Consider the following 26466-nt stretch of genomic DNA (forward strand, 5'->3'; position numbering starts at 1 on the left):
CGGCGCCGGCACCGGCGCGCCGGCCTCAGCGCGAGGGCAGCTCCAGGTCGGCGAACAAGGCTTCCCGTTCTTCCCGATTGCCGGCCTCCACGGCGGCGTCCACCCGCTCGCGGGTAAGGTGGGGCGCGAACTGCTGCAGAAACTCGTACATGAAGCCGCGCAGGAAGGTGCCCTTGCGGAAGCCGATACGCGTGGTGCTGGGCTCGAACAGATGGCCTGCATCCAGATTCACCAGGCCCTTGTCCTGCACCGGGTCCACGGCCATATGGGCGACGATGCCCACGCCCATCCCCAAGCGCACATAGGTCTTGATGACGTCGGCGTCGGCGGCGGTGAATACCACCCGGGGTTCCAGGCCCTTTTCCGCGAAGGCGTCATCGAGCTTGCTGCGGCCGGTGAAACCGAACACATAGGTGACCAGCGGATACTCCGCCAGGGCTTCCAGGGTGAGCGGTTTGACCTTGGTGAGCGGATGCCCTTCCGGCACCACCACGGTCCGGTTCCAGCGGTAGCAGGGCATCATGATCAGGTCGCTGAACAACTCCAGGGCCTCGGTGGCGATGGCGAAATCGACACTGCCGTCGGCGGCCATTTCGGCGATCTGCATCGGCGTGCCCTGATTCATGTGCAGCGACACGTCCGGGAAACGCTTGGTGAACTGCTGTATCACCGGCGGCAGCGCATAGCGGGCCTGGGTGTGGGTGGTGGCGATGCTCAGGTCGCCCTTGGTTTCATCGCGGAATTCCTGGGCCACCCGCTTGATCGATTCGGTCTGCTGAAGAATATTGCCGGCGATGCGCAGGATCGCCTCCCCGGCGGGGGTAATGTGGGTCAGGTGCTTGCCGCTGCGGGCGAACACTTCCACCCCCAGCTCGTCCTCGAGCATACGGATCTGCTTGCTGATGCCGGGCTGGGAGGTATAGAGAGCCTGGGCGGTAGCGGACACATTGAGGTCATGGCGGGCCACTTCCCATATGTAGCGGAGTTGCTGCAACTTCATTCCACGCTCCTCGACCGCCTTGGCATCGCAAGTCAGTTATAAAAATATAGGCAATTATGCGTTCCAAGCATAGTAGGCCGTGAAGAGGCTGGCAACGGGGCCGGGGAACGCCGCCCTAGGAACGGGGGTTGGAGATGCCATGGGGCACATGGCCGGCGGCCACGTGCTCACGGGCGGATTCACAGTGGCCCTGCTGGTCGTCGAAGAACACATCGGCGCCGAAGGCCTTGAGGAAGGGCCCCTTGGGCAGCCCGCCCAGGAACAGACTTTCATCCAGGCGGATGCCCCATTCGCGCAGGGTGCGCACCACCCGCTCATGGGCCGGCGCCGAGCGGGCGGTGACCAGGGCGGTGCGAATCGGGCAGCGATCAGCGGGGAATTCGCGCTGAATCTGATGCAGGGCTTCCAGGAACGCCTTGAAGGGCCCGTCACTGAGCGGCTGGCGGGCGGCCTGCTTCTCGCTCTCGGCGAAGGCTTCCAGGCCGGCGCTTTGAAACACCTGCTCGGATTCGTCGGAGAACAGCACCGCGTCGCCGTCGAAAGCGATACGCAGCACCTCGTCCTTGGGGTCCAGGGTGGCACCGGACAGAATGGTGGCGGCGGCGTAGCCGGCATCAAGCACCTGGCGCACATCCTCCGGGTCGGTGGACAGAAACAGATGGGCGCCGAACGCGGACACATAACGGTGCGGACTCTGGCCGCCGGCGAACGCCGCCCGGGTAATCGGCAGCCGGTAGTGCTCGATGGAGTTGAACACGCGCAGGCCGGTATCGGAACTGTTGCGCGACAGCAGGATCACCTCCACCCGGCCGCGCCCTTCCTCCATTTCGTTGATCGCCAGCAGCTTCTTCACCAGCGCGAAGGCGTCACCGGGACGCAGAATGTCGTCCTCGTGGGAGACCTGGTAATCCTGGAAGGCATCCAGGCCCTGGTTCTCGAACACCTGGTGGCTGTCGCTCAGATCGAACAACGCCCTGGAACTGATCGCCACCACCAACTTGCCATCGAAAGAAACCGGCATAACGCTTCCGTTGTTTGCTCAGGCGCACAGTATCGCCGCTCACCGTCGCGCCGACAACGGTGCCGGTGGTTACACGAATTCATCATAAAGCCCGCCGCCCGGGGCGCTGGGGCTGTTGTCCAGCCGAATAATGTGACATACAGTTTCAAGCGGATCGGCAATCATGTCCTCAACGATCCGCCCACGCCAACCGAACAGGGGAAAGGGAGTCATCCATGGCCGCGAACAAGGTAAAGACCCGCCTCGACGATCTGCAAAGCCAGATTCGAAAACTCGCCGAGCGCTTCGATAAGGAACGGGAAAAACAGATCGCCCAGTTGGAAAGCCAGCTGGACAAAGCCCGCCAGCGTGTCAGCGATGAAATGAATCGCCGCCGCGAACGGCTTAACCGGCTCGAAAAGGTGCAGGCCGAGTACCGGGACAAGGCCACTTCCACGGTTCAGCGTCAGGTGGACCGGGCCCGCAAGGCGGTGGATGACGCCCGTCAGCGGGTCGATGATTCCGAAGCCCGCAAGCGTTTCCTGGAAACCGAGGTACGCGTGCTCAAGGCCACCGCCAAGCAGGCCAGCAGCCTGGCCAAGGTGATTCATCAGTACGAGAGGGACCTGGAAAAACGCGCCCGGGACATCGAGAAGCGGGTGACGCCCAAGAAAGCCGTCGCCAAGAAAAAGGCCACTACCAAAAAAGCGGCGGTGAAGAAGAGCGCGGCGAAGAAAACCACCGCCAAGAAGGCCGCCGCCAAGAAGACCAGCGCCAAGAAAGCCGCCACTCGCAAGGCGCCGGCCCGCAAGAAAGCGCCGGCCAAAAAAGCCGCCAGCAAGGCCCCTGCCCCGCAGCCGTCGGCGGGCACCGACAGCCCCTCCAGCGACGGTTCGGCGTCAAGCTGAACCAGCGGGCCGGGCCGCCAGGCCCGGCCTTCCCTCGCCTAGCCCCTGTCGGGGGCCAGCAGCAAGGATTCGAAGTACGCCACCACCGGTTTGCGGTGCGCCCGGTCCATGGCCGGAATACCCTTCTCCACCGACGACGCCGAAGCTTTCTTGATGGTCGCCCGGGCGCCGGACACCAGCCCCCGGTTGAAGCGGCCCAGCTCCAGATTGCCCACGGTCTTGTCCAGATAGTTTTCGATGGCGCCGGCGCTGATGCCATCCATCACTTCCACCAGATGCTTCATTTCACCCTGGCCATCGGCGAATTCCTGGAACACCAGGCTGGCCCGTTCGGCCAGGGACGGTGACAGCGGGTAACCGATGTAAACCTGGCCGTCTTTCTCCAGACGCAGGGCCGCGAAATGGTCCGCCAGGGCACGCTGCTCCGCCACGCTGGCCTTGCGCATCAGCCGGTGAGCCAGACCGTGGGCGGCCTTGTTGATCACCTTCATGGCGCCGAGGATCACGTTCACCGCCGTGCCCTTGGCATTGACGGCGTCGATCGGCCCGGTGAAATAGGTATGCAGCACCTCGTCCAGGAAGGGATCCATGATCGCTTCCAGTTGGGCGGCATGATCGCGCTCCGGTTCGCCGCGCGCGGATTCGATGAAGGTGTCGATGCGATCGCGCAATTGCTCGGAGGCCGGAAAGGCCACGTAAAGAGTAGAATCGCTCATAACGCTGGGTTGGACTCACTGCGAAAACGAAGGCGCGATGATACTTCAAGGGGGCAACGCCCTCGCCGCTCTCGCGACCAGCAGCCGCGTCTGCAGAGTCATTGGTGTGCCATGACGGCCGGATCGCGGCTGAAGCCGCTCCTACGAACACCATGGCCAGCGTTTCTGTAGGAGCGGCTTCAGCCGCGATCCCCGGGGAAGTGGCCCCGCCATTGATCGAGTACCTCCTGCAACCGCCGGGTGGCGGCCAGCACCGCCTCGTTCTGTTCATCTTCCAGACGCAACCGGTCCAGGTCCTGGCGATTCCGCTCCCGGGCGCTGAGCTGACGGCGGGTCTCGCCACGGTCGAAGCCCCCCACATCCTCGGCGAGCCGGTGAATGGCGGCCACGTCGACCTTGGGCTGCACGTCCTGGGGCAGGCAGTCGAGCAACACGCTCATGCGGATGGTCGCTTCGCTGCTGTCCACCTGGCCTTGCAGCAAGGCCCGGGACAGTACCTCCAGACTGGCCACCACTTCCCGGTGGCGAGCCGCCTGACGCCGGCGTTCCTGACGGCGCGCCATCCAGCGCCAGACGAGAGCGCCCAGGGCGGCGCCAATGGCCAGCCCGGCCAGGGCGGCGAGAATCAGTTTCCAGATCATCGGCAAACGACTCCTTGCTGCGTTATTGGGTGGCGAGGGCGGCGCGGCGCGGCGGCGATTGAATTGCCCCGCCGGTGCCGCCATTGTACGTCACGGAAGGTCCGCAACCCATTGAGCGGCCGGAGTATGGAGACACCTTTTGCAATTCGAGCTTCCCGAGTGGCTGGCGCCGCTGGTCCGGCATCTGGAGCCCTGGCTGCCGGGGCTCACCGCGGTCGGCGTGGTGATGGCCCTGGCCTCGGCGCTGGCGATTCCCTGGCTGGTGGTACGCATGCCGGTGGATTACTTCAACACGCCGTCACGGCCCTTGCAGTACCGGGGCCCGCTGGGCTGGCTGACATGGCTTCTGCGCAACGCCTTCGCGCTGGTTTTGCTGGCCGCCGGCATCCTGATGCTGGTGTTGCCCGGCCAGGGCATTCTGACCATCGTCATCGCCCTGATGGTCAGCACCTTTCCAGGGAAATACCGTTTGGAACGCGCTATCATGCGCCGCCCCGGGGTACTGCGCTCCACCAACTGGATCCGTCGCCGCTATGGCCGACCGCCGCTCAACGAGCCGCGACCGGACGGCGACCGGGAGAACACCTGAATGCCCATTGAAAGCCCGGCCATTCACTGGCTCGACGATCATCTGCTGCTGCTCGACCAGCGCCGCCTGCCCGCCACCACCGAGTGGTTGAACGTGCGTGACGCCGCCGGCGCCGCCGACGCGATCCGCCAGATGGCGGTGCGTGGCGCTCCGGCGATCGGCATCACCGCCGCCTACGGCCTGGCTCTGGAGGCCCTGCGCCTGGGGCCCAGGGCCCACGGCGCCGGCCTGGAGCCGGCCTTGGCCACCCTGGCCGCCAGCCGCCCCACGGCGGTGAATCTGTTCTGGGCCCTGGACCGGATGCGTGAACGTTTCGATGGCGAGCCCGGCGCCGCTCTCGGCAAGCGTCTGGTACGCGAAGCGGAACGCATTCACCAGGAGGACCAGGCCGCCAATCAGCGCCTGGGTGAGTTGGGCGCCGCCCTGCTGCCGGCCAACGCCACCCTTTATACGCATTGCAACACCGGCGCCCTGGCCACCGGCGGCCACGGCACCGCGTTGGGCATCGTGCGTTCCGCCTGGCGGGCCGGCCATCTCAAGGGCGTGTACGCCGGCGAGACCCGGCCCTGGCTGCAGGGCGCCCGGCTGACCGCCTGGGAACTGATGCAGGAAAACATTCCCGTGACCCTGGTCGCGGACAGCGCCGCCGGCCTGCTCATGGCGCAGGGGCGCATCGACGCCGTGGTGGTGGGCGCCGACCGCATCGCCGCCAATGGCGACACCGCCAACAAGATCGGCACCTACAACCTGGCGGTGCTGGCGCGCCACCATAACCTGCCGTTTATCGTGGCGGCGCCGGAGTCGACCCTGGACCGGGCCATGAGCGATGGCGGCGGCATCATCATCGAGGAGCGCGACGGCGACGAGGTACGCCGGGTCGGCGGCACCGCACTGGCGCCGGCGGGCTGCCCGGTCTACAACCCGGCCTTCGACGTGACGCCGGCGGCGCTGATCACCGCCATCGTCACCGAGAATGGCGTCATCGAATCACCCTCCACCGCCGCCCTGGCCGATCACTTCGCGCGGAGCCCGTCATGACCGAACGCCCCTACTCCACCAGCGCCTTCCGGGAAGCGGCCCGCACCCTGGCCGCCACCGGCCGGCGTATTTACCGGCACGGCTGGTCGCCGGCGACCAGCAGCAACTACTCCCAGCGCCTGAACGCCAACCACGCGGCGATCACCCGCTCCGGCCGCGACAAGGGGCTGTTGGAGGAAACGGACATCATGGTGGTGGACCTGGACGGCCAACCAGTGGGCGACGGCAAACCGTCCGCCGAGACCCTGCTACACACCAGCCTGTACCGGCGCGATCCGGCCATCGGCGCGGTGTTGCATACCCACAGCCACGCCGCCACGGTGTTGACCATGCACTGGCCCGCCGACCACGTAACCCTGGAGGGCTACGAGCTGCTCAAGGCCCTGGACGGTATTCACAGCCACGACAGCCGGCTTACCATTCCAGTGTTCGACAACAGCCAGGACATCGCCGCCCTGGCCGCCGACGTGGACCGACAACTGGAGGCGGGCCGCATCACCCACGCCTACCTGATCCGTGGCCACGGCCTTTACACCTGGGCGGCGGACATGCCCGCCTGTTACCGGCAGCTGGAAGCTCTGGAAACCCTGTTGGCGGTGGAACTGGACCGCCGCCGACTGGGCTGACCGGAGCCGCGACCTGAACGAGGACCGCTATGAGCAACCTGAAAATCTACCGCGAAGGCCATCCGGAAAGCCCGGAAAAAATCGTCAATGACAAGCTGGCCATGGCCGACGAACTGAACCGCGTCGGGGTGCGCTACGAACAATGGAACGCCTCCGCCCGACTGAGCGAACAGCCCACCCAGGATGAAGTGATCGAAGCCTACCGGGACGATATCGAGCGCTTGCAACGGGAAGAAGGCTACCAGACCGTGGACGTGGTCAGCATGACGCCGGACAACCCGCAAAAGGAAGCGGCGCGCGGCAAGTTCCTGGACGAGCACCGCCACGGCGAGGACGAGGTACGCTTCTTCGTGGAGGGCCAGGGGCTGTTCACCCTGCATATTGGCGAGCGGGTCTACGAGGTGCTGTGCACCAAGGGCGACCTGATCTCGGTGCCCGCCAACACGCCGCACTGGTTCGACATGGGCCCGAACCCCCGCTTCACCGCGATCCGGCTGTTCAATAATCCGCAGGGCTGGGTGGCCAACTTCACCGGCGACGACATCGCGCTGCGCTTCAACCGACTGGACAACTGAAACGGCGATGGCGATCAAGGCGATTCTCACCGACATCGAAGGCACCGTGGGCAGCATCCGCTTCGTCAAGGAAGTGCTGTTCCCCTACGCGGACCGGCAAATGGAACCCTTCCTGGCGGCGCACTGGGACGACCCGGTGGTGGCGTCGGCGGTGGCGGACGCGGCCCGCGACAGCGGCGAAGCCCTGGATGATCCGGCCCGAGCGGCGGCCCTGCTGCGCCGCTGGATCGCCGAGGACCGCAAGGCCACGCCGCTCAAGACCCTGCAAGGGCTGATCTGGCGGGCCGGCTACCGGAATGGTGACTACCGGGCCCATGTCTATCCGGACGCGGTGGCGCGGCTGCGCCAGTGGCACGACGCCGGTTTCACCCTGTACGTGTATTCCTCCGGTTCCATTGCCGCCCAGAAACTGTTCTTCGGCCATTCCGAAGCCGGTGATCTGACGCCGCTGTTCAGCGGCTACTTCGACACCACCAGCGGCGGCAAGAAAGAAGCGGAGAGTTACCGGGCTATCCAGGCCGGGATCGGCGTGGCGCCGGAGGCAATTCTGTTTCTTTCCGACGTGGAGGCGGAACTGGACGCCGCCCGGGCCGCCGGCCTGCGCACCACTCTACTGGATCGCGACGACGTCATCGGCGACAGCGACCATCCCAGGGTCACCACCTTCGACGACATCGATCCGGGCGCGTTCTGAACCCGGCTCAGTCGTTCACGCAGCGGTAAATCACGAACTTGTCGTTAGCCGCCAGCCGGTCCGCCTGGCCGAACAGTTTCGCCAGATTTCGTCGATAAGGCAGGTGCCCGTTGGCCACCACCCGCAGTTCACCGCCCGGCGCCAGATAGCGGTGGGCATGGCGGAACAGGGTTCGGGCGACGCCGTCGTCCACGGCGTGCCCCCGGTGAAACGGCGGATTCAGCAGGATTACATCGAAGCGCCGCTCCAGGCCGTCCAGGCCGTTGCCAAGATGGAATTCATGCCGGTGCCCGTCACCGAACAGGGCGGCGGCGTTGCGCCGGGCGCTGTCCACCGCCAGCCAGGACACATCGCAGAACGTCACCCGCGCATTGGCGTTGTCCGCCGCCAGGCTCAGCCCCAGCACGCCGTTGCCGCAGCCCAGGTCCGCCACTTCGCCGCTGACATCCCGGGGCAGATGGTCAAGCAGGAAACGGGCGCCGATATCCAGATGACGGCGCGCGAACACGCCGGGGCCAGCGCTCAGGGTCCAGCCCCGGCCCGGCACCGCCACCTCGCCGGGGGCCGGCGCCGGCTGCAACACCTTGCCCGGGGCCCGGGCGCGGAACACCCGGGCCTTCTTCCAGCCATGGCCGGCCTGCCCGTTACCCAGGTAGCGCTCCATCAAGGGCACCAGTTGCCCGGGCAGATGCTTATCCATGCCGGCCACCAGAATCGGCGTGTCCACGGGCAGGATCTCGGCCAGCCAGGCCAGTTGCGCCTCCAGCAGGGAGAGCGACTTGGGCAGGCGCATCAGTACCTGGTCCGGTGTCGCCGTGGGGGCGTCGCCGGGCCACAGCCAGTGGTCGGCGTTCAGCGGGCGCTGGTTGTCCTCGCCGTTGGCCAGAGCCGCCCGGCGCGCTACCCAGTCATCGCCGGCGCTCCAGGTCGGGCCCCGATCGGTGGCGCCCAGCCACAGGGCGCCGCACTGGTCATTGATCACCAGAGTGGCTGGGCCGGCGCCCTCCTCTTCCAGCAGACGCAGCAAATAACGATCGGCACCATCGAACGCCTGCAGGGTTTCGCCGCGCCGGCGGGGCCAGCGTCGCAATACGAGTTCGCCAAAGCGGGTTTCAGGCATTGGAAGGGGCTCCCGGAGGGCTGTGAGGGGGGCGGCATTGTGCCCGCCGACGGCCAGCTTGGCCAGAATATCGTCAACCGAACCATCGCCGGACTTAAAACGGTGGCATTCTGAAATTTCGCTGCTAGAATACGCCGCACATTCGGAGTATAGCTCAGCCTGGTAGAGCACTACGTTCGGGACGTAGGGGTCGCAGGTTCGAATCCTGCTACTCCGACCAAATTAAAAAGCCGGCCTTCACAAGATGGCCGGCTTTTTTTTGTGCTTCGTTTTTTGGGCGTCGGAGGCGGGCGGATCCTCCATCCAGGCCGCGTCTCGGTGTGGGCCCCTTTCCGGGAACGCCGTGAACCCGTCCATGGGGGCTCCCGGTTTGACATCCTGTCAAACAGGGTCCCGGAAAGGGGCCCACACCGAGACGCTACGAGGCTGCGTCACGCGCGGCTCCGTTTCCTCAGAAGGTGTAAACCACGGAGGCGGTGGTTTCCTGGTCGGTCTTGTGGGTGCCCGCCGGCACCTCGGAGTCCCGGGTTACCAGGTGAGTGAGCCGCAGCGCGAAGTGATCGTTGATCCGCGAGGTCAGCGAGGTTTCCGAGCGCAGGGTGGTGTTGTTGTCCGCCACCTCGGTGCTGAGATCCTGACGGAACGACGAGGTGTCGCTGATCTTCCATTTGTAGCTGCCGGCGAAACGGCCGATCAGACTTTCTTCCTTGTCATCACAGCTGGCGTAGCCGCTTTCCGGCTCCAGGCACTCGACGCGGTAACCGGGACCGGCTTCCAGGTCCAGGGTGTGCGCCGGCGTCTCGATGAAGCGGCGACCCAGACCGAGCGCGTAGCTGGCCTGGTACTGGTACCCGGAGAAAGTGTCCTTGTCGTAGGTAATGACGTTGAACAGGTAATTGTTCTCGGGAAGTTTGCGGTCCAGTTTGTAGGAGGCGTAGTAGCGCTCGGCGGTGCGTTCCTGTTCGCCGTCGTCGTCCTCGCCCACGGTGTTCACGCTCTCCGCCTTGGCGGTGTGGCGCCAATCCTGTCCGTCGTAGGCGGCGTTGGCCTTGCCGACCACGGATTCGGTGTCGCTGTTACCGCTCTTGAGCAGATAGGATGCCTCGACTTCGATGTCCCAGGCCCGTTCCTGCTCGCTTTCCTGGTCCGCCGCGTTGTCCGCCTCCTGGGCGTGGGAGAGCACCGGCAGCACCACCATGCCGCAGGCCAGGGCCAGCCATTGTTTTCGCATTACTCCTCCAATCATCAGTACCCGAATACCCCTCGGGGTGAGGGCCAGGGGGCCAATTATGCGTAAAGGGGCCGGCACCCTGTACCCCGAGGGGGCTTTTTTACATTTTCTCCACAATCGGCGCGTCCCGCTGGCGCCCTGCTCTGGGGAACGCGGCGCCGGACGAGTATACTGCGCGCCTTAGCGAGTTTTCAGGAGTTCCCAATGACCACCCACCGCCGCGAACAGCTCAATGCCCTGCTCCGTGATCGGATTCTGATCCTGGATGGTGGCATGGGCACCATGATCCAGCGCCTCAAGTTGAGCGAGGAGCAATATCGCGGCAGCCAATACGCGGACTGGCATTGCGACCTCAAGGGCAACAACGATCTGCTCAGCATCACCCAGCCGGAAATGATCGAGCAGTTGCACCGGGATTACCTGGAAGCCGGCGCCGACATCATCGAGACCAATTCCTTCAACAGTACGTCCATCGCCATGGCGGACTACGACATGCAGGAACTGGTCCATGACATCAACCTGGCCGCCGCCCGGGTGGCGCGGCGCGCCGCCGACGCGGTGGCCACGGCGGAGCGGCCACGCTTCGTGGCCGGGGTGCTGGGCCCCACCAACCGCACCGCGAGCATCAGCCCGGACGTGAACGATCCCGGCTACCGGGCGGTGAATTTCGATCAGCTGGTGGCGGCCTATGTGCAGGCCACCCATGCCCTGGTGGAGGGCGGCGCGGATCTGATTCTGATCGAGACCATCTTCGATACGCTGAACGCCAAGGCGGCGGTGTTCGCCGTGGATCAGTACGCTTACGAGCACGGTATCGACCTGCCGGTGATGATTTCCGGCACCATCACCGATGCTTCCGGCCGCACCCTGACCGGGCAGACCACGGAAGCCTTCTATAACTCCCTGCGCCACGCGCGGCCACTGTCCATCGGCCTGAACTGCGCGCTCGGCCCCATGGAGTTGCGGCCCTATGTGGAGGAACTGTCGCGGATCAGCGAGTTCCCGGTATCCGCCCACCCCAACGCCGGCCTGCCCAACGAAATGGGCGAGTACGATCTGGACGCGGCCACCATGGCCCGGGAGATTCGTGGCTGGGCCGAGAAGGGCTTTCTCAATATCATCGGCGGCTGTTGCGGCACCACGCCGGATCATATTTCCGCCATGGCCGAAGCGGTGGCCGACTGCGCGCCCCGGGCGCTGCCGGACATCGAGGTGCAGTGCCGGTTGTCCGGCCTGGAGCCGTGCAACATCGCCGCCGACTCGCTGTTCGTCAACGTCGGTGAGCGCACCAACGTCACCGGCTCCAAGCGCTTCCTGCGGCTGATCAAGGAAGAGGACTACGACACCGCCCTGGACGTGGCCCGGGATCAGGTGGAGAACGGCGCCCAGATCATCGACATCAACATGGACGAAGGCATGTTGGAGTCGAAGGAGTGCATGGTGCGGTTCCTGAATCTGGTGGCCTCCGAGCCGGAAATCTCCAAGGTGCCGATCATGATCGACTCCTCCAAGTGGGAGGTGATCGAGGCCGGGCTGAAGTGCATCCAGGGCAAGGGCGTGGTGAATTCCATCTCGCTCAAGGAAGGCGAAAAGCAGTTTCTTGACCAGGCCCGGCTGATCCGCCGCTACGGCGCCGCCACCGTGGTGATGGCGTTCGACGAGAACGGCCAGGCGGAAAGCCGCTCCGAGAAGGTGCGCATCTGCACCCGCGCCTACAAGCTGCTCACCGAGGAAGTGGGCTTCCCGCCGGAAGACATCATCTTCGACCCCAACATCTTCGCCATCGCCACCGGCATCGAGGAACACAACAACTACGCGGTGGATTTCATCGAGGCGGTGGCGGACATCAAGCGCACCCTGCCCCACGCGCTGATCTCCGGCGGCGTTTCCAACGTGAGCTTCTCGTTCCGGGGTAACAACCCGGTGCGCGAGGCGATCCACGCCGTGTTCCTGTATCACGCCATCAAGGCCGGCATGGACATGGGCATCGTCAACCCGTCGCAACTGGCGATCTACGCGGACATCCCCCAGGAACTGCGCGACGCGGTGGAGGACGTGGTGCTCAACCGCCGCGAGGACGGCACCGAGCGGCTGCTGGATCTGGCCGAGCAGTACCGGGGCAGCGGCGACAAGGAGGTCAAGAAGGAAGACCAGGAATGGCGTTCCTGGCCGGTGGAGAAACGCCTGGAACACGCCCTGGTCAAGGGCATCACCGAGCACGTGGAAGACGACACCGAGCTGGCCCGGCAAAACGCGGAGCGCCCGTTGCACGTGATCGAAGGGCCGCTGATGGACGGCATGAACGTGGTCGGCGATCTGTTCGGCGAGGGCAAGATGTTTCTGCCCCAGGTGGTCAAGTCCGCCCGCGTGATGAAAAAGGCGGTGGCCTACCTGCTGCCGTTCATGGAAAAGGAAAAGGAAGAACTGGGCACCCAGGACGAATCCAACGGACGCATACTGATGGCCACGGTGAAAGGCGATGTGCACGACATCGGCAAGAACATCGTCGGCGTGGTGCTGCAGTGCAACGGCTACGAGGTCATCGACCTGGGCGTGATGGTGCCCTGCGAAAAAATTCTGGAAACCGCCGGAAAGGAAAAGGTGGACGTGATCGGCCTGTCCGGCCTGATCACTCCGTCCCTGGATGAAATGGTGCACGTGGCCGCGGAGATGGAACGGCTGGGCATGGAGCAGCCGCTGCTGATCGGCGGCGCCACCACCAGCCGTATCCACACCGCGGTGAAGATCGATCCGGAGTATCACAACCCGGTGGTGCACGTGGCCGACGCCTCCCGGGCGGTGGGCGTGGTGTCGCGCCTGCTCTCGGACACCCAGCATGATGACTACGTGGCCGAGGTGAAGGACACCTACCAATCCCTGCGCGAGCGACGCAAGCAGCAGCAGGTGGACCGCTCCCTGGTGAGCATCGACGACGCCCGCGCCAACCGCTTCCAGCCGGATTGGAGTGACTACACCCCGCCGGAACCCAAGGTGAAAGGCCTCAAGGTGTTCGACGATTATCCGCTGGACGATCTGGTGGAACGCATCGACTGGACACCGTTCTTCCGCTCCTGGGAGCTAGCCGGCAAGTTCCCACGCATCCTCGACGACGAGGTGGTCGGCGAGGAAGCCACCAAGCTGTACCGCGACGCCCGCGCCATGCTGGAGAAAATCGTCGCCGAGAAATGGCTCACCGCCCGGGGCGTGATCGGCTTCTGGCCGGCGCAGTCGGCCATGGACGACATCCTGCTCTACCGCCAGCCCGGCGACGCGGAACCGTTCATGACCCTGCACCATCTGCGCCAGCAACTGGACCGCAAGAAAAACGACAAGCCCAACTACGCGCTCAGCGATTTCATCGCGCCGAAGGAGAGTGGCAAGCAGGATTGGCTGGGCGGCTTCGCGGTGACCGCCGGCATCGGCATCGACGAGCATGTGAAACGCTTCGAAGCGGACCACGATGATTATTCGTCGATCATGCTCAAGGCCCTGGCGGACCGTCTTGCGGAGGCCTTCGCCGAGCGCATGCACGAGCGGGTGCGCAAGGAATTCTGGGGCTACGACGCCGGCGAGACCCTGAGCAACGAGGAAATGATCTCGGAAAAATATCGTGGCATCCGCCCTGCCCCCGGCTACCCCGCCTGCCCGGACCACACCGAGAAGGCGCTGCTCTGGGAGTTGCTGGAACCGGAGAAGAACGCCGGCATGACGCTCACCGAGTCCTACGCCATGCTCCCGGCGGCGGCGGTGTCCGGCTGGTACTTCGCCCACCCGGAAGCCCGTTACTTCGGCACCGGCAAGCTGGCCCGGGACCAGATGGACGACTACGCCGCCCGCAAGGGCATGACCCGCAAGAACATCGAGCGGATGGTGCCTCACCTGCTGGGTTATATCGAGGATTAAGCCCGGCGCGAATCGCGGCTGAAGCCGCTCCTACAGAGGAAGAGGTCTCCGTAGGAGCGGCTTCAGCCACGATTCAGCTCTCGACTTTCAACTCACCGCCCTGAACCGTCAACGCGCCTGCTTGCCCGTCCAACTCAGCCATCTGCCCGTCAACCACGCTGTGCATGATGTCGCTGACACCCCACACCGCCGGAATCGCGCAGGCCAGCGCCAGGCTGGCGGCGGCGTTGAGCGGGTCGCGGCCGGCGATCACCAGACCGCCGGCCTGGGCCAGCCAGGGCACCCAGCTCGGGTCCACCTGATCCACCACCACGATGTCACCCGGGCGCAGCCGGTTCAGGGCCCAGGCGCTGCACAGCCGGCGTAGCGGCCCGGTCACCCGCCCCGGTGCCAGGCCGGCGCCGCGCAGCACCGGGCTGGGGCGGCCACCGCCGCCGAAACCGAAACCGATGCGGTCCATCTTCCAGTCCGGCGCGCCGGCATGGGCATCCTCCAGATAACGCACCTTACGCTGGCCCAATACCTCGCCGGCGGCGGAGCCCGGCAGACGCCGCTCCATCCACAGTTCCCACAGCTCGTCGAAGTACAGAAAGAAGACATCGTCCGGGTGCGCCAGCAGCTTCTCCTGGACCAGCACCGCCGCCAGCCGCCGTAGCAACTCGCGCAGGTGGGCACCAAGCTGGAATCTCAGCGCCCGGGCGCGGCGCCATTGTCCCAGCAGCGGCGCCACGGTCGCGGACAGCGCCGCGCCGGCGCTCGAATCGAACTGACGCCGGGCGTGCCGCAGGCTTTGCCGCTGGGCCGGTTTCTCACTGAGCGGCGCGTGCACCGGATCGGCGCCCGGTCGCAAATCACTGGCATCGATAGCCGCCTCATCGTCGGCCAGCACCGCCACCAGCAGTGCCTGCTCAGAACCGCCTAGCAGCTGCGCCAGGGGGACCGGCCCGCGCTGGTGGACCAGCCCGTCGGGGACCGTCAGGTAAGCCAGGGCGCCCTCCTCCCGGGCCAGCCGCTCGCCGAGCCGATCCAGGGTCATAAGCGCCCGCCAAGCCCGCTCCCGGTCCAGAGGTGGCGACCGCCAGCGGCGCAGACGCCGCTCGACGCGGCCCAGCTCCCAGCCGGCGCGCCAGCGACTGGCGGGCCCCGGCGGCGCCGCCGGGGTTTCGCTCTCGCCCACCGCTTCCAGCGGCTGCCAGGCCGGCGGCACCTTGTCGGCGACGCCCGGGTGGCGGCCCTGCAGACGGCGGAAGAATTCGCTGTTGGTATAAAGATGGCTTTGCTGGCGACGGTAGGGCTCCACCCGGGCCAGGTCCGCCCAGCCCTGGCGCGCCGCCAGCGGCGCCCAGAATTCGGTCTTCAGCCAGCGCCCGGCCAGGGTGTACCACAGCGGCGTGAGCGCCTGGTTGAACAGCGCCGGCGCGGCGCGGCGGGTCCAGACTTCCTTGGGCACCGGCAACGAGCCCACCGGCAGGGTCTGCAGCAGCCACAGGGTCTCGCCGTCGAAGATCCATTCACCGGCCTGGGGCCGCTCGAAGCGACGCCGCAATTGCTCACCCAGCGCCAGCAGTCGGGAAGCGCCGACCAGATCATCAAGCGCCGGTTCGTTGTCACCGCCATACACCAGCCGGCCCTGGTCATCGAAAATCAACCGCTGGCGCCGGTCATCACCCTCGGCGACGCCCTCCACCACCATGTGCGAGAGATCCTGCCGCAACGGGTGCCGGGTGAACAGTACGCCGGCGGCGCGCTGACGAGGCAAGGCCTGCACCACCACCTGGTCAGGCGGCTCGGCGCGCTGGAACAGGGACCTCAGCGCCGCCGCCAGGGCTTCGTCGGAATCCAGGTTGACCAGGCTTTCCCGCTGCGAACCTTCGTTCATGGCGCCCTGGTGCAAGACCCAGTAGCGATCCCCGGTGAACATGCGTGGCAGGCCGCGCAGGCGGCGCGTCAGGCCCGGGCCGTCCAGGGCCAGCACCGCCTCGCGGCTAATGCGCCAGCTCGGCGGCACCGGCAGGCCGGAGGCCGCCCAGCGTTGCACGTTCTCGCTCCCCCGCTCGTCGGCGGCCAATACTTCAATGCTCATGGCGTTGGACTGTTGGTTGGAATATCAATGGTTATCGGCGAACACGCCGAACCAGCGCCAGGCCGCCACGATACAGCAACGGCGTGAGCACCAGTGTTCCCCCCACCAGAACCACGGCGATGCCACCGAACAGCACCGGTGCTTTCATCAGGGTGCTCATCAGCGAATCCTGCCAATAGAAGAACCATTCATGCTCGGCGGGGAACAACCAGATGTGGAACCGGTAGAACACCGCCGTGGGTCCGGCGACAAGCAGCCAACCTACCATAGCCAGCAACGGCGTCACAGCGACCAGCGCTCGGGCCCGCCAACCTGGTGGCGGCCGCGCCACCCGCATCCAGGCCAGGGGCAGCCACAGCAGCGCCGCCACCAGCAGCGCCCAGCGACCCAGGTCGATCAGTTGGGCCACATCCTGAAGGTGCAGCACCTCGGCATGGCGCAGCAGCGGAATATCGCGCCCTTGCCGATCCGGATAGGACAGCGCCGCCAGGCCCCGGCCACCATCGTGGACGGCAATACGGATATCGTGGAACAGGGCCTGGTGGGTGGCGGCGTCCAGATACTGGAAGTCGCGCCGGTGGTAGCGGTTAAGAGGGGCGTATTCCTCGATATGAGGGCCAATATCCAGGGCGTCGTACCAGAACGGGTAGCCGTAATCCATCTGCGCGTACAGGCCCCAGGTAATGCCCAGGGCCAGGGTCACGGTGGTCAGGCCATAGGCGAACCAAGCCGCCAGGGACAGTGCCTTCATTCAGCGCGTCAGCGTGGCCCGCAGGGTGGCGGTGCCGGGTTTGTCCCCGGCGCTCATCTCCAGGGTGGCCAGGGTCAGGCCCTTTTGTTCCAAGGATTGCAGCCACATCAGCATCGGGCTGGCGGGCTGGTTCTCCAGCTGCACGCGCACCGATTCATTGCCGTTGGGAGTGAAGCCCCGCAGGGTGAGCCCGTAGGACTGCGCCGAGCGGCTGATGTCGCTTACCCAGTTGCCGCCCAGCTGGTCGCCACCACCGGAGCGGTTGCCCCGGGCGGCGCGCACCGCGTCGGCGTTGTTCTCGATCCAGGCCAGGGTCTGCTGGTTGGCGATGTAGCGCTGGCGGGCGGACTCCCGGGCTTGCCAGCTCGGTTGCCAGACCAGCCAGTAGAGCACCGCCACCGCCAGCAGTACGGCGAGCAGTTGCAGGATGCGCTGCTCGCGGGTCTCGCGCTCCTGGTACCAGGCCATCGCCGGTGCCAGTTTCTTATCCAGTTCGTCACGCAGTTGCCGTACTTTCCGGTTCATCCCGCCTGCTCCACCTTGACCCGCGCGGTGACGCCGCTGGCGCCGTTGCGGTAGTTGGCGATGGTGGCCTGCACGCCTTTTTCGCGCAGCGCGGTCTGCAGTTTCTCCACCTGATTGTATTCCTTGGCGCCCAGATCCAGCAGCAGGCTGCCGTCGCGCTGATCGAACTGGATGCGCTTGGGCTCCACCTCGCTGGCGCCCAGGGTGGACGCCACCGCCGGCAGCACCGAGAACAGGGTGGCGCCGCCGCCATCGCCGCTGCTGCCCAGGCGCGCCAGGCGAGCCTCGAACTGACGGCGCAAGCCGGAGGTGGCGCGATCACCGGGGAACAGGGACTGATAGAGTTTGGCGGCTTCGGCGAACGACTGATCAGCGGCCTGCTGATAGCGCCATTGCTGCGCCCAGACCGCCGCCAGGGCAATCAGAAACACCGCCGCGGCGAGGCCCGCCACCGGCTTCCAGGGCGCCCAGGGAGACGGGGCACCGCGCTGACTCTGGCGGGCCGCATAGGGCCCCTGCAGTATTTCCACGCCGCGTTCGGCGGCCAGGCCGGCGCGCAGACGGTCACACAGGGTGAGGTCGTCGTCCAGGCGGGTGAAGGGGCGCTCCTCGTCATGGTGCAGGGCGATCAGCGCTTCCCGTTGTTCGGCGTCGGCCACCAGCGCCTGATCCCGCTCCAGAATCAGGCCGCCCCAGTCCGGCACGCTGATCAGCACCGGGGTTTCCGGCGCCAGCAGGTCCGCGTCCACCCTCAGCCGGGCGGCGCGCACGCCGGCCTCCCGGCACACCGCGAGCAACGCTGCCAGAGCCTCGCGATTGATCACCGCCACCGGATAACGGCCATGCTCGGCCTTGCCGGTGGCGAACCACAACGCCTCCGGCGGCTCCAGCAATTGCTCCTCCAGCAGGTACGGCAGCACCCGCTGCAGATGGCGGGCCTGCTTGCGGCTCAGGGTCACGCCGGTGAGCAGCGCCTCGGCGCTGGTGACCACGAGATCCACGGCGCCGCCGGCCCGCTCGTTGAGCGCCTGCCCCAGGGTCAGGCGCTCCGGCGTATCGCCGGCGCCCGCCTGGAACAGCACCATCGTCTCCTCGAGGCCGGCTTCCCGGTTCCGGCTGAAGGCCCCCGGGGCCAGATAGATCAAAGCTGAATCGGCCAAAATTCCCGTCCTTTACGTCCCTGGAATACTGTCTATCACATTGTTGTTGTCATCGCCCGCATTGTAGAAGGGATTGCAGGCCGGTTCGAGCGGCGACAGCAGCGGCTTCACCTGCCGGCTGTACACCTGGGTGCGATCGGCGCCCCCGCCGGCGGCGCGGCGTACCCGGCTCACCAGGCGGCTCAGGTCGCCGGCCACTTCCACGTCCACCATGATCTGGAAATACTCGCTGGCCACGCCGAGGCGTTTGCTAAGCGCCTGGCGCTGCTCCTCCTCCAGACTGGCGAACGGCTCCTCCTGCATCAAGGTAGCGACATCGAGGATCGGTTCTTCCTGGCGCAACCGCACCACCGCCTCGGCGGCCTCACCGCCGGCGTAGGGGCCAAGCACGGCGTCCAATACCGGCTGGGGGGCGGTGTTGAGGTTCAAGGTGGTGCCGGTGGGCAGCGCCGTGAACAGGCCCCACATGGCCGGGTCCGGAAACAAGTCGCCGACCTGGAAATCGCGCAGCGCGCGCAGCTCGCTTTCGTGGGCCACCGGCATGTTGGGAGTACGACGCAGGCGGTATTCGGCGTCTTCCGCGCCCTCCACCGCGTCGACGATATTATTGCTGTCGATCCAGTCGGCCATCTGGTTGGCCAGCAGGCTGGCCCGGGCCGGGTCCGGCAGGGTTTGTTCAAGCAGACGCTGGAGCATGTCGCGGGCCTCGTCGTCGCGCTGGAAACCAACCCCCTGTGCCTCCACCAGCCAGTTCAGATTGAAGCGGCCCTGCAGGTCCTGGACGCTGGCGCTGAGCACCGCGTCCTCGTAGGGCGTGGGGGGCAGCTCCACCGCCCATTGCTCCTCCACGCAGTCGTCGACCTGCTGGTTCTCCTGGCGATCGCCCTCCAGATCGTCGTTGAGTCCCTGCACCGCCACCACCTCGGTGGCCATGGCGTACTGATAGCGCTTGTCCCACTGCAACAGGTTTTCGGTGCGGGTACGGAAACGGTCCTGCCGGAACATCACCTCGGTGGTGATCGCCGCCAGAATGGCGAACAGCATAAGCACGATGATCAGGGCCATGCCGCGCTGCCGGGCCCGGCCCGCTCCGCTCATACCGCCCATGGGTTCACCACCGTGCGGAAGAAGCGATGCAGCCGCTCACCGCTCTCCAGCTCGATTTCCACTTCCACGCTCTTGGGCAGCCGTTGTTGCCAGACCGGCGTGTTCATCAGCGCCGGCTCCGGCCAGAACTCCAGCCAGCCCCACTCACCGTCCTGGGTTTTGTCCAGATAGCGCACCTGGAACCGCTCCACCTTCCTGAGCAGAACGTCCTCCTGGTATTCGGTGGCCACGTTGGTGTCCAGCACCGGCCAGTAGCGGCGGTACAGGGTGTCCCCCTCGAGGGCGTACACCACCCGCTGCATCTCACTGCGACGGCGCAGCTGGAACGGATTGGACCAGCCCAGGCGGGTGAATTCCACGTAGTCGTCGCGTCCGAAAATGGCTGGCTGGGGGTCGCCATAGGGATCACGCACCGGGCGCGCGATCAACTGCTCGAAGTCCAGGGTCAGGTAGGTCACCGCCCGTTGCGCGCCCTCCAGTTCCGTGGCGCCCTCGCTGAGCATGTCCCGGTTGGCCAGGGCCCGGTTGAGGAACTCCACCGCCAGGACGTACATCATCGCGAAGATGGCGATGGTGACCAGCACCTCGAGCAGAGTGAAGCCGCGCGCGCGTCGACGGTTCATCATCCCCCCGTCAGATCCTGGCTGCCGCCACCGCCGCCATCACCGGCGCCGGGCTGCTGGAACTGGCCGTTGTCGTCGGCGGGCTTGCCGATCAGGCTGGCCAGCGTGTACATCGGGTCCCGCTCCTGATCATCGATGATTTCCCCCACCTCGATGTCCACCCGGCGGGTGTCCGGATAGGGGCCGGCACTGACCTTGGCGCGCACCCACCACTCCCGGTCGCCCCGGGTGACGGTGCTGTCGGTGGTGCCGGTATTGGGCCATTGCTGGTAAACCTGCATCTCCACCAGCTTGTCCGCCGCCACCATGTAGGCCCGGCGGGTATCGTCGATACTCCGGTAGGCCACGGCGCTGGCGCCCAGTGTCTGGCTGAGCGTGACCATGGCCAGGGCCAGGATGGCCACGGCCAGCACCACCTCAACCAGGGTGAAACCGCCCTGCTGGCGGCGTCCCGCGCGGGCATTCATCGGTCGCCTCCCAGGAAGTCGTCGTCGATCAGCCGATCATCGTCGTCCGGTTTGTCGTCCGGGGCGGTGAGTGCCTCCTCGTCCTGCTCATTGTCCGGATCGCGCACCTGGCCCAGGGCGGTCAACCGCCGGCGGACTTCCAGATCAATGTCATCGCTGGAGCGCAGCGTCAGGGTGAGCGGCGTGGTTTCGCCGCTGGGGAAGAAGAACACCTGGGGCAGGACGTCATCGTCCTCGTCGTCCTCGTCTTGTGACCGCTCCCCGGCGCGGGCCCGCTCCTCTTCGAGCAAACCGCCCCGCCCTTCGTCGTCGTTACCGCCAAAGGGACTGTCGGAGACCAGGCGCTCGGCCACCTGATCCAGCCCCATGCGCTCTTCCTCGTCGGCGGGCAGGTCATCGAACTGCCAGGCCAGCTCCAGACCGGCGGGCAGCCGGCGGGCCTGCAGACCGTTGCCCTGGGCGGGCACGAACTGACGGGCGCCCACGTCGTAGACCAGCGGCGTCCAGCCCTGGTCGGTGAGACGCAGGGCCATCAGGCGGCCACCGAACAGGCTTTGTTCGTTAAGCAGGGTCAGGGTATCGGTGAGCCGGGCCACCTCGCCATCCAACTGGCGCTCGTCGTCCATCCACACCGGCACCACCAGTACCGCCAGGGACAGCATGGCGATGAGCCCCACCACCACGAGGATTTCCAACAGGGTGAAGCCACCTTGCCGGTGGCTCCCCCTGGCGCCGCGCCGAACCCCCATGACCGGGATCAGCCGTCGCTGTCGCGCCAGCTGATGTCCGTGTCGGTGCCATCACCGCCCTCGACACCGTCGGCGCCCAGGGAATACAGGTCGAAGGGACCGTCCACGCCGGGGCTGATGTAGACGTAGTCATTGCCCCAGGGGTCTTCCGGCAGGCTCGGCAGATAGCCGCCTTCCGGCCATTTCTTGGCGGATGCCTGGCGCTCCACCAGGGCGTTGAGGCCCTCCTCGGTGGATGGGTAGGTACCGTTGTTGAACTTGTACATGTCGAGCTGCTGGACGATGCGCGACATGTTGGTCTTGGCGATATCGACCTTGGCCTGCTCCCCCTGGCCGATCACATTGGGGACGATCATGGCCGCCAGCAGGCCGATGATGGCCACCACCACCATGATTTCCAGCAGGGTGAAACCGCCCTGCGCGCGTTGCATCGTTTTCATGAATCACCTTTTAGTATTGTCTGGAATTACATCCCTGTTGGACGGAGCGTGCGTGCCCGGCCCCTACCCCGCCATGAAATTGTTCATCTGCATGATCGGCAGCATCACCGCCAGAACGATCAGGATCACGAACCCGGCCATGACCAGCAACATCAGGGGCCCCAACAGTCCCACCATGGTTTGGACCGTGCTGGTCAGTTCCCGTTCCTGATAATCCGCCGCCCGGCTGAGCATGTTGTCCAGTTCACCGCTGGCCTCGCCGCTGGCGATCATCTGCACCAGCATCGGTGGGAAATAGCCGCTCTGCTCCAGAGCACGGCTGAGACTGCCGCCCTCGCGCACCCGGGCGGCGGCGGTCACCACCGCCTCTCGGATCGCCAGATTGCCGACCACCTGGGCGGCGATGAACAGGGCATCCACCAGAGGCACGCCGGAGCGGCCCAGGATACCGAGGGTGCTGGCCAGGCGGGCACTGTCCGAGGCGCGCATCATGGTGCCGATCAGCGGCATGGCGGCCAGCCGCCGGTGCACGCGCATGCGAAACGCCGGTTCACGCAGGGCCCGGGAAAAGGCGATCGCGCCGCCAATCACCACCAGCGCCAGCAGCCAGCCCCAGGCGCGCACGAAATCGCTGAGCGCGATCACCGCCACGGTAATGAACGGCAGAGCCTGGTCCCGATTGGCGAACACCGCCACCATCTTGGGCACCACGAAGGCCATCAGGAAGCCGATCACCAGGGCGGAGAATATCATGATGAAGGCGGGATAAATCATCGCCTGGCTCACCGAGCGACCGGTGTCGTCCCGGGTTTCCAGGTAGTCGGCCAGTTGCTCCAGGACCTGCTCCAGGTGGCCACTCTGCTCACCGGCGGCCACGGTGGCGCGGTACATCTCCGGGAAGGCGCGCGGGTACTCGGCCAGGGCGTGGGCCAGGCTGTAGCCCTCCAGGACCTTGCCGCGCACCGCCAGGATGATCTTTTCCACCCGCACCTGGCCGGCTTGCTTGGCCACCGCCGACAGCGCCTGCTCCACCGGCAGGCCGGATTTGAGCAGAGTGGCGAGCTGGCGGGTGATCAGGGCCTGCTCGCCGCCCTTGAGCTTGCCGGTGGCGGACAGGCGCGCGGACAGGCCGCCGCCGGCCTGGCGGTCCTTGGCCTCGGACACTTCCAGGGGCACCCAGCCCTTGTCGCGCAGTTGCTGGCGGATCTGCCGGGCGCTGTCCGCTTCCAGGGTGCCCCGTTTGACCTTGCCCCGGTGGTCCAGGGAGCGATATTCGAACGCGGGCATCAGTCTTCCTTCGTGACGCGCAGCACTTCTTCGATGCTGGTGTCGCCGGCCAGCACCTTGCGCCAGCCGTCCTCGCGGATGCTCGGCGTCAGAGTGCGGGCATGCCGGGTGAGCCGCAGCTCGCCGGCGCGTTCATGGATCAGCTCGCGCATGGCATCGTCGATTACCACCAGTTCGTAGATGCCGGTACGGCCCCGGTAGCCCTGGTGGTTACAGTGCTCGCAGCCGACCGGATGGTAGAGCGTGGCGTCCTGATCCGGCGCCAGGCCAAGCATGCCGCGCTCGCTTTCGCTGGGCTGGTAGGGCTGTTTGCAGTCATCGCAGAGCACCCGCACCAGACGCTGGGCCAGGGCCCCGAGCAGGGAACTGGAGAGCAGGAACGGCTCGATGCCCATGTCCTGCAGACGGGTCACCGCGCCCACCGCGGTGTTGGTGTGCAGGGTGGAGAGCACCAGGTGGCCGGTGAGCGATGCCTGCACCGCGATCTCGGCGGTTTCCAGGTCGCGGATCTCACCGACCATCACCACGTCCGGGTCCTGGCGCAGAATGGCGCGCAGGCCACGGGCGAAGGTCATGTCGACCTTGGTGTTGACCTGGGTCTGGCCGATGCCCTCGAGCTGGTACTCGATCGGGTCCTCGACGGTGAGGATATTACGCGAAGCATCGTTCAGCTCGGTGAGCGAGGCGTACAGGGTAGTGGTCTTACCGGAACCGGTGGGGCCGGTGACCAGGATGATGCCGTGGGGCTTGTGGATCAGCTCGCGCATGTGCGCGTCGCACACCTCGCCCATGCCCAGGTGGGACACCTGCAGGCGCCCGGCCTGCTTGTCGAGCAGACGCAACACCACCCGCTCACCGTTGCTGGACGGCATGGTGGAGACCCGCACGTCCACGTCCCGCCCGCCCAGGCGCAGGGAAATACGACCGTCCTGGGGAATCCGTTTCTCGGCGATGTCGAGACGTGCCATCACCTTGATGCGCGACACCAGCAACGGCGCCAGCTCCCGTTTCGGGGTCAGCACCTCGCGGAGCACGCCGTCCACGCGCATGCGCACCACCAGACGCTTCTCGAACGTTTCGATGTGGATATCGGAGGCGTTCTCGCGGATCGCCTCCTGGAACAGGGCATTGATAAGCCGGATGATCGGGGCATCGTCCTCCTGCTCCAGCAGGTCGGAGGTCTCCGGCAGGGAATCCGCCAGGCTAGCCAGATCCAACCCCTCAAGGTTGTCGGCGGCCTCGGCGGCGGCGCCGCGCTGCTGCTCGTAGGTCAGCGCCATGGCGGAGCTGAAGGCCCCCTCGTCCAGCTTGACGATGGGCGGCAGCCCGCCCAGCCAGCGCTGCACCTCGGCGAGCGCCTGCAGGGATACGTCCTGGCGGCAGCACAGTTCCCGGCGACCGTCCTTCTCCCTCAGCAGCACCCCGAAGCGGCGCGCGAAACCATAGGGCAGCAACTGGGGCCCGCCGGCGTCTTCTTCCATGTCCTCGGATTGCTCGACCACTGCTTCGCTCATAACCCTCAATACCTTTCCATCAGGATTTCAACGATCTCCCCGTTCGCGCCGGAGAGATCCAGGAACTGGAAGCCGGCGTGGTATTCACCCGGTCCGTCCAGCGCCTCGCTCCACACCACCCTGGCGTTGAAGCTCATTGTATTCACGCCCCCGATCTGGTCGGGCAGCACCATGCCCAGCTCCAGATGCTCGCCGGGGGCCATGTCCCGCCGCAGCAGCAGCTTGAAGCCGCCGGCGCTCAAATTGATCAACCTGCCCACATTACCACCGGTGCCACGATCGAACACCACCAGTTCGTGGAACATTCGCTTGCGCGGCGAGCCGCGCCGCTCCCGCCGGTCGCCGTCCGCCTCGTCGCCGTCGCGCCGGCGCAGCATGAACACCACCCCGGTGAAGGCACCGCCCTCGCGGACCACCGGGTTGGCGTGGACGCGTAACGCTAGCGGCTCTTCATGACCGTATGGATACAGATCCAGGTCTTCCTCCCAGTGGCGACCCTCGGCGCACCGCGCCAGCACCGGGCAGTCGCGCCAGTCCGGCGTCTCGCCGTCGGCCCCGCCGAACAACAATCCGGTCACCGGCTGGTTGAGCAGGTCCTCCCGCTCGATGTTGAGCAAGGCCGCCGCGGACTCATTGCAGAAGCTCACCCGGCCCTCGGCATCGGCACCCACCACCGCTTCGCCCAGGGCGTGCAGAAGCCGCTCGTTTTCGTCCTTGAGGCGCTTCATCTGCACCACCGCCTGCTGCAGCTTCCGACGTTGCCGGTCCAGTTCCAGGAATACATTGACCTTGGCGTCAAGGATCTGTTCATCCACGGGCTTGAACAGATAATCCACCGCCCCGGTCTGGTAGCCCTTGAAGACGTATTTCTGTTCCTTGGAGATGGCGGTGACGAAAATGATCGGGATGTGGCGGGTCTTGCGGTTGCGGCGCATCAGTTGCGCCACTTCGAAGCCATCCATTTCGGGCATTTGAACATCGAGCAGCACCAGGGCGAAATCGTGCTTGAGAGCCAGCGCCAGAGCCTCGTTGCCGGACTGGGCCATGACCAGGTTGCGGCCCTCCCCTTCCAGCAAGGCTTCCATGGCCACCAGGTTCTCCCGGTGATCATCGACGACCAGGATGTTCTGTTTTTTCATTGCGCAACCCAACCAAGCTTTCCGCGAGATACGGCCCGATGCGCTCCAGGTCCAGGATTTCCCCCACCGCGCCCTTGGCGATGGCCGCTTCCGGCATGATCGGGGCCTCGCTGCTCTGCGGCGACTGGGCGAGGGTCCGGCCGCCTCGGCGGCGGATGTAATCCAATCCCTCGGAGCCGTCTTCATTGGCACCGGTGAGAATGACCCCAAGGACCTGCCTGCCATAGACATGCCCCGCCGAGAAGAACAGCTCATCAATGGACGGCCGGGAAAAGTGCACGGGCCGATAAATGGTCAACGCGATGGTGTGGTCCACGTTGACCAGCATGTGATACCCCGGCGGCGCCACGTACACGTGCCCCGGGCGTATCCTTTCCTTATCTTCCGGTGCCACCACCGGCAGCCGGCAATATTTCGACAGCAGCCAGGCCAACCGGTTGTCGGCGCTGGCGTTCTGATGCTGGACCAACATGATGGCGGCGGGAAAGTCCTCCGGCAAGCTGGAAAGAATGCTCGAGTAAGCATTCAAGCCCCCCCAGGACGCGCCCATCACCACTGCCCGGATGCCTCCTCTCATGAT

General features: G+C 66.0%; 26 protein-coding genes and 1 tRNA gene. 8 read left to right on the forward strand and 19 right to left on the reverse strand.

All coding sequences use genetic code 11. From position 1 onward, the window contains the following. Positions 1–25: 25 nt before the first annotated feature. Positions 26–1000, reverse strand: a complete 975-nt coding sequence (cysB, locus tag JF515_RS05030) for an HTH-type transcriptional regulator CysB (RefSeq protein WP_203101612.1) — start codon at positions 998–1000, stop codon at positions 26–28. Between the two features lie 115 nt (positions 1001–1115). After that, the gene (locus tag JF515_RS05035) at positions 1116–2021 is read right to left on the reverse strand and encodes a 5'-nucleotidase (protein ID WP_203101614.1); all 906 of its coding nucleotides are present in this window, start codon (positions 2019–2021) and stop codon (positions 1116–1118) included. 215 nt (positions 2022–2236) lie between these two features. On the opposite strand from JF515_RS05035, the gene JF515_RS05040 reads away from it, so the two are divergent. Further along, positions 2237–2908, forward strand: a complete 672-nt coding sequence (locus JF515_RS05040; protein WP_203101616.1) for a hypothetical protein — start codon at positions 2237–2239, stop codon at positions 2906–2908. A 38-nt stretch (positions 2909–2946) separates the two neighbouring features. Here JF515_RS05040 and JF515_RS05045 read toward each other — a convergent pair whose 3' ends face one another. Both JF515_RS05045 and JF515_RS05050 read right to left on the reverse strand, forming a co-directional pair. After that, the gene (locus JF515_RS05045; RefSeq protein ID WP_203101617.1) at positions 2947–3624 is read right to left on the reverse strand and encodes a hypothetical protein; all 678 of its coding nucleotides are present in this window, start codon (positions 3622–3624) and stop codon (positions 2947–2949) included. 179 nt (positions 3625–3803) lie between these two features. Then, on the reverse strand, positions 3804–4265 hold the full coding sequence (locus JF515_RS05050; RefSeq protein WP_203101618.1) for a DUF2489 domain-containing protein: 462 nt from the start codon (positions 4263–4265) through the stop codon (positions 3804–3806). Between the two features lie 139 nt (positions 4266–4404). Between JF515_RS05050 and JF515_RS05055 the strand changes: the two genes are divergently transcribed. Genes JF515_RS05055 through mtnC form a run of 5 tightly spaced genes read left to right on the forward strand, consistent with a single transcriptional unit; the run spans position 4405 to position 7787 of the window. Beyond that, positions 4405–4854 (forward strand): PGPGW domain-containing protein, encoded by a 450-nt coding sequence (locus tag JF515_RS05055; protein ID WP_203101619.1) that lies wholly within the window; start codon positions 4405–4407, stop codon positions 4852–4854. Further along, the gene (gene mtnA, locus JF515_RS05060) at positions 4855–5892 is read left to right on the forward strand and encodes an S-methyl-5-thioribose-1-phosphate isomerase (RefSeq protein WP_203101620.1); all 1038 of its coding nucleotides are present in this window, start codon (positions 4855–4857) and stop codon (positions 5890–5892) included. It abuts the gene before it with no gap. Further along, on the forward strand, positions 5889–6518 hold the full coding sequence (locus tag JF515_RS05065) for a methylthioribulose 1-phosphate dehydratase (RefSeq protein ID WP_203101621.1): 630 nt from the start codon (positions 5889–5891) through the stop codon (positions 6516–6518). Before mtnA ends, JF515_RS05065 begins: the two co-directional genes overlap by 4 nt. Before the next feature lie 29 nt (positions 6519–6547). Then, positions 6548–7093, forward strand: coding sequence for a 1,2-dihydroxy-3-keto-5-methylthiopentene dioxygenase (locus JF515_RS05070; RefSeq protein ID WP_203101622.1), 546 nt, complete (start codon positions 6548–6550; stop codon positions 7091–7093). A gap of 7 nt (positions 7094–7100) precedes the next feature. Then, positions 7101–7787, forward strand: coding sequence for an acireductone synthase (gene mtnC / locus JF515_RS05075; protein WP_203101623.1), 687 nt, complete (start codon positions 7101–7103; stop codon positions 7785–7787). A gap of 7 nt (positions 7788–7794) precedes the next feature. Here the strand turns inward: mtnC and JF515_RS05080 are convergent, their stop codons facing one another. After that, positions 7795–8907, reverse strand: a complete 1113-nt coding sequence (locus JF515_RS05080; protein ID WP_203101625.1) for a methyltransferase — start codon at positions 8905–8907, stop codon at positions 7795–7797. A gap of 143 nt (positions 8908–9050) precedes the next feature. Between JF515_RS05080 and JF515_RS05085 the strand changes: the two genes are divergently transcribed. Beyond that, positions 9051–9127, forward strand: a tRNA-Pro gene (locus JF515_RS05085). 231 nt (positions 9128–9358) lie between these two features. Here JF515_RS05085 and JF515_RS05090 read toward each other — a convergent pair. After that, positions 9359–10138 (reverse strand): DUF481 domain-containing protein, encoded by a 780-nt coding sequence (locus JF515_RS05090; protein WP_203101627.1) that lies wholly within the window; start codon positions 10136–10138, stop codon positions 9359–9361. Positions 10139–10342: 204 nt separating this feature from the next. On the opposite strand from JF515_RS05090, the gene metH reads away from it, so the two are divergent. Next, the gene (gene metH / locus JF515_RS05095; protein ID WP_203101630.1) at positions 10343–14041 is read left to right on the forward strand and encodes a methionine synthase; all 3699 of its coding nucleotides are present in this window, start codon (positions 10343–10345) and stop codon (positions 14039–14041) included. A gap of 73 nt (positions 14042–14114) precedes the next feature. Here the strand turns inward: metH and JF515_RS05100 are convergent, their stop codons facing one another. From JF515_RS05100 to JF515_RS05160, 13 genes are all read right to left on the reverse strand, one after another. Further along, positions 14115–16124, reverse strand: coding sequence for a PEP-utilizing enzyme (locus JF515_RS05100; RefSeq protein WP_203101631.1), 2010 nt, complete (start codon positions 16122–16124; stop codon positions 14115–14117). A gap of 31 nt (positions 16125–16155) precedes the next feature. Continuing rightward, a complete protein-coding gene (locus JF515_RS05105; RefSeq protein ID WP_203101632.1) occupies positions 16156–16875 on the reverse strand; it encodes a DUF1461 domain-containing protein in 720 nt (239 codons plus the stop codon). Then, entirely contained in the window at positions 16876–17400 is a 525-nt protein-coding gene (gene gspM, locus JF515_RS05110; RefSeq protein WP_203101634.1) for a type II secretion system protein GspM, read from the reverse strand. Further along, a complete protein-coding gene (gspL, locus tag JF515_RS05115) occupies positions 17397–18560 on the reverse strand; it encodes a type II secretion system protein GspL (RefSeq protein ID WP_203101636.1) in 1164 nt (387 codons plus the stop codon). The genes gspM and gspL overlap by 4 nt, the downstream gene beginning before the upstream one ends. Before the next feature lie 12 nt (positions 18561–18572). Continuing rightward, positions 18573–19667: a type II secretion system minor pseudopilin GspK gene (gene gspK, locus JF515_RS05120; protein ID WP_238400867.1), complete on the reverse strand. Its 1095-nt coding sequence runs from the start codon at positions 19665–19667 to the stop codon at positions 18573–18575. Beyond that, positions 19655–20293, reverse strand: a complete 639-nt coding sequence (gspJ, locus tag JF515_RS05125) for a type II secretion system minor pseudopilin GspJ (RefSeq protein WP_238400868.1) — start codon at positions 20291–20293, stop codon at positions 19655–19657. The genes gspK and gspJ overlap by 13 nt, the downstream gene beginning before the upstream one ends. Further along, positions 20290–20757, reverse strand: a complete 468-nt coding sequence (locus tag JF515_RS05130; RefSeq protein WP_203101644.1) for a type II secretion system protein — start codon at positions 20755–20757, stop codon at positions 20290–20292. The genes gspJ and JF515_RS05130 overlap by 4 nt, the downstream gene beginning before the upstream one ends. Beyond that, positions 20754–21506, reverse strand: coding sequence for a prepilin-type N-terminal cleavage/methylation domain-containing protein (locus JF515_RS05135; RefSeq protein WP_274380664.1), 753 nt, complete (start codon positions 21504–21506; stop codon positions 20754–20756). The genes JF515_RS05130 and JF515_RS05135 overlap by 4 nt, the downstream gene beginning before the upstream one ends. A gap of 8 nt (positions 21507–21514) precedes the next feature. Further along, on the reverse strand, positions 21515–21946 hold the full coding sequence (gspG, locus tag JF515_RS05140; protein ID WP_203101649.1) for a type II secretion system major pseudopilin GspG: 432 nt from the start codon (positions 21944–21946) through the stop codon (positions 21515–21517). Positions 21947–22009: 63 nt separating this feature from the next. Further along, a complete protein-coding gene (gspF, locus tag JF515_RS05145; RefSeq protein ID WP_203101651.1) occupies positions 22010–23233 on the reverse strand; it encodes a type II secretion system inner membrane protein GspF in 1224 nt (407 codons plus the stop codon). Then, positions 23233–24747: a type II secretion system ATPase GspE gene (gene gspE, locus JF515_RS05150; protein ID WP_274380665.1), complete on the reverse strand. Its 1515-nt coding sequence runs from the start codon at positions 24745–24747 to the stop codon at positions 23233–23235. The genes gspF and gspE overlap by 1 nt, the downstream gene beginning before the upstream one ends. 5 nt (positions 24748–24752) lie before the next feature. Next, on the reverse strand, positions 24753–25886 hold the full coding sequence (locus tag JF515_RS05155) for a response regulator (RefSeq protein WP_203101653.1): 1134 nt from the start codon (positions 25884–25886) through the stop codon (positions 24753–24755). Beyond that, positions 25855–26436 carry a chemotaxis protein CheB gene (locus tag JF515_RS05160; RefSeq protein WP_203101851.1) on the reverse strand — a complete coding sequence of 194 codons (582 nt, stop codon included), beginning with the start codon at positions 26434–26436 and terminating at the stop codon, positions 25855–25857. The genes JF515_RS05155 and JF515_RS05160 overlap by 32 nt, the downstream gene beginning before the upstream one ends. Positions 26437–26466 lie beyond the last annotated feature (30 nt).

This window comes from Alloalcanivorax marinus (assembly GCF_016785095.1).
GTDB classification, from domain to species: Bacteria; Pseudomonadota; Gammaproteobacteria; order Pseudomonadales; family Alcanivoracaceae; genus Alloalcanivorax; species Alloalcanivorax marinus_A.

What these genes read in the sequence shown, in the direction of transcription:
- JF515_RS05050 (WP_203101618.1), bottom strand. Translation starts at nt 4,265, where the DNA reads ATGATCTGGAAACTGATTCTCGCCGCCCTGGCCGGGCTGGCCATTGGC.
- JF515_RS05105 (WP_203101632.1), bottom strand. Translation starts at nt 16,875, where the DNA reads ATGAAGGCACTGTCCCTGGCGGCTTGGTTCGCCTATGGCCTGACCACC.
- JF515_RS05160 (WP_203101851.1), bottom strand. Translation starts at nt 26,436, where the DNA reads ATGGGCGCGTCCTGGGGGGGCTTGAATGCTTACTCGAGCATTCTTTCC.
- JF515_RS05135 (WP_274380664.1), bottom strand. Translation starts at nt 21,506, where the DNA reads ATGGGGGTTCGGCGCGGCGCCAGGGGGAGCCACCGGCAAGGTGGCTTC.
- mtnC (WP_203101623.1), top strand. Translation starts at nt 7,101, where the DNA reads ATGGCGATCAAGGCGATTCTCACCGACATCGAAGGCACCGTGGGCAGC.
- metH (WP_203101630.1), top strand. Translation starts at nt 10,343, where the DNA reads ATGACCACCCACCGCCGCGAACAGCTCAATGCCCTGCTCCGTGATCGG.
- gspM (WP_203101634.1), bottom strand. Translation starts at nt 17,400, where the DNA reads ATGAACCGGAAAGTACGGCAACTGCGTGACGAACTGGATAAGAAACTG.
- JF515_RS05040 (WP_203101616.1), top strand. Translation starts at nt 2,237, where the DNA reads ATGGCCGCGAACAAGGTAAAGACCCGCCTCGACGATCTGCAAAGCCAG.
- gspF (WP_203101651.1), bottom strand. Translation starts at nt 23,233, where the DNA reads ATGCCCGCGTTCGAATATCGCTCCCTGGACCACCGGGGCAAGGTCAAA.
- JF515_RS05130 (WP_203101644.1), bottom strand. Translation starts at nt 20,757, where the DNA reads ATGAATGCCCGCGCGGGACGCCGCCAGCAGGGCGGTTTCACCCTGGTT.
- gspG (WP_203101649.1), bottom strand. Translation starts at nt 21,946, where the DNA reads ATGAAAACGATGCAACGCGCGCAGGGCGGTTTCACCCTGCTGGAAATC.
- gspE (WP_274380665.1), bottom strand. Translation starts at nt 24,747, where the DNA reads ATGAGCGAAGCAGTGGTCGAGCAATCCGAGGACATGGAAGAAGACGCC.
- JF515_RS05090 (WP_203101627.1), bottom strand. Translation starts at nt 10,138, where the DNA reads ATGCGAAAACAATGGCTGGCCCTGGCCTGCGGCATGGTGGTGCTGCCG.
- JF515_RS05155 (WP_203101653.1), bottom strand. Translation starts at nt 25,886, where the DNA reads ATGAAAAAACAGAACATCCTGGTCGTCGATGATCACCGGGAGAACCTG.
- JF515_RS05080 (WP_203101625.1), bottom strand. Translation starts at nt 8,907, where the DNA reads ATGCCTGAAACCCGCTTTGGCGAACTCGTATTGCGACGCTGGCCCCGC.
- gspK (WP_238400867.1), bottom strand. Translation starts at nt 19,667, where the DNA reads ATGGGCGGTATGAGCGGAGCGGGCCGGGCCCGGCAGCGCGGCATGGCC.
- cysB (WP_203101612.1), bottom strand. Translation starts at nt 1,000, where the DNA reads ATGAAGTTGCAGCAACTCCGCTACATATGGGAAGTGGCCCGCCATGAC.
- JF515_RS05045 (WP_203101617.1), bottom strand. Translation starts at nt 3,624, where the DNA reads ATGAGCGATTCTACTCTTTACGTGGCCTTTCCGGCCTCCGAGCAATTG.
- gspJ (WP_238400868.1), bottom strand. Translation starts at nt 20,293, where the DNA reads ATGATGAACCGTCGACGCGCGCGCGGCTTCACTCTGCTCGAGGTGCTG.
- JF515_RS05035 (WP_203101614.1), bottom strand. Translation starts at nt 2,021, where the DNA reads ATGCCGGTTTCTTTCGATGGCAAGTTGGTGGTGGCGATCAGTTCCAGG.
- JF515_RS05070 (WP_203101622.1), top strand. Translation starts at nt 6,548, where the DNA reads ATGAGCAACCTGAAAATCTACCGCGAAGGCCATCCGGAAAGCCCGGAA.
- mtnA (WP_203101620.1), top strand. Translation starts at nt 4,855, where the DNA reads ATGCCCATTGAAAGCCCGGCCATTCACTGGCTCGACGATCATCTGCTG.
- JF515_RS05065 (WP_203101621.1), top strand. Translation starts at nt 5,889, where the DNA reads ATGACCGAACGCCCCTACTCCACCAGCGCCTTCCGGGAAGCGGCCCGC.
- JF515_RS05100 (WP_203101631.1), bottom strand. Translation starts at nt 16,124, where the DNA reads ATGAGCATTGAAGTATTGGCCGCCGACGAGCGGGGGAGCGAGAACGTG.